1 protein-coding gene is annotated in these 1522 nt (G+C 72.7%); it reads right to left on the reverse strand.

Annotated features, from left to right (window positions below; genetic code table 11):
- Window positions 1-157: 157 nt before the first annotated feature.
- Window positions 158-1015: a hypothetical protein gene (locus ACFVIM_RS35070; RefSeq protein WP_384310411.1), complete on the reverse strand. Its 858-nt coding sequence runs from the start codon at window positions 1013-1015 to the stop codon at window positions 158-160.
- Between the last annotated feature and the right edge of the window lie 507 nt (window positions 1016-1522).

Genomic DNA, 1522 nt, shown 5'->3' on the forward strand with positions numbered 1-1522 from the left:
TCTCCGTACCGCTGGCTGTCTCCCCGCAGACCGCCCGCCGACGCTTCTCTGAGCGTCGGCCCTCTGCCGTCGGTCGGCCCGCCGGAACCGGGCCGTCCCGTCCGCTCGCTCCGCCGTCACGTCCGCTCCGCGGCACCGCCCCTGTGGCGCGGGCCGGTCACGCCGCGGGGTTCGTGGTGCCGGGCCCCGGCCGGGAGGCCGGCGTGGACGCGGCCGCGCGCGGCGGGTGCTCACGGTTGTACGCGAGGAGTTCGGCGTCGACCTCGCGGATGCCCCGTGGCAGCCAGGTGGCCGCGACCCGGGCCACCGTCCGTGCGGGAACCGGTGGATTGACCATGCGGGGCTTGGGCTTGGCGATGAGCTGCAACCCCCAGGCGAAGCCGTTGAGGGGGATCATGGACCGCCAGAACCGGGGGTCGATGTCCATGAGCACGTTGGCGTACTGGAACGCGTGCCAGACGTGGTACGCGAGGGGGGGATGCCCGTTCATGGTGTGGACCTCCGACTCCGAGGCGGCCCGGCGCGGGTCGAACAGCACCCCTTGGGCGAGGGTGGACATGGAGGTGAAGATCCCGCCCCGGTCGCGGCCGTAGTAGGTGTCGAAGAGGTCGATCTGGAGCCGGGAGATGAACTCCATCGCGTCGCGGATGCTCCGTAACGGCGCGATGAACGTCTCCGGATAGCCCGGCGCCGCACTCGTCTCCAACCAGTGGAAGAACATGCCCGCCTCGAAGGAGGGCAGACCGAAGAGCCGGCCCACCTGCCCGTAGGCGTCCTTGAGTTCCTGAGACGGGTGGTAGTAGGTCGCCTCGTCCAGCTGGTACCAGAACTCGTTGGCCAGACGGTCCCCGTGCATACCGGGGACGTCGGGCAACGGTGGGTGGTGCCGGGACCGGGTCGAGGCGTGTGCCACTCCCGTCAGGGGGGAGAGCGGCAGCGCCATGGCTCCGGCGAGGCCGAGCCCTCCGATCAGTACGTGCCTTCGTCCTCGTTCGATCCGCTGTGCGGCGTCCATGGGTCCCCCTTGGCGATCACGGTGCATGACGTGTGGGCGGCGGTACCGGGCGGCCGTCGGGTACGCGGCGGTGCCGCTGCCGTGGCACCGGTCGTGGGGGGACCGGCCCCGGGGGGTCGGTCCGGAGTACGTGCGGTGGTGCTCCTCGCCGAGAGCCCCGAGAGCCCCGAGAGCCCCGGGTTACACCGGGTGCGCGGTGCCGATGCGATTCCCTCGGGACGGTCGGGGGACGTCTCGGCGCGGCGGCGGCCCGGCCGCGTCGGTCAACCGCCATGGTGCGCACGGCCCGTGGCACTCGGGTGGCACTCGCGCCGCTCGCCGTCGGCGGTTTCGGTCACGGGCTCAGGGCGTGGGGTGCCGACCACGGGTATGCCGGACCTGTGCTCCCCGGCTCTCGCACCCCCTCGGGCGGGCCGGTGCCGGGATCCGGTACGGGCCGTCCCGGGTGGACGGCCGGTACGGGATCCCAGCGGAAAGACGACGGCGCCGCCGTGCGGACACGAGGTC

It is taken from the genome of Streptomyces sp. NPDC057638, assembly GCF_042800315.1.
Lineage (GTDB): Bacteria > Actinomycetota > Actinomycetes > Streptomycetales > Streptomycetaceae > Streptomyces.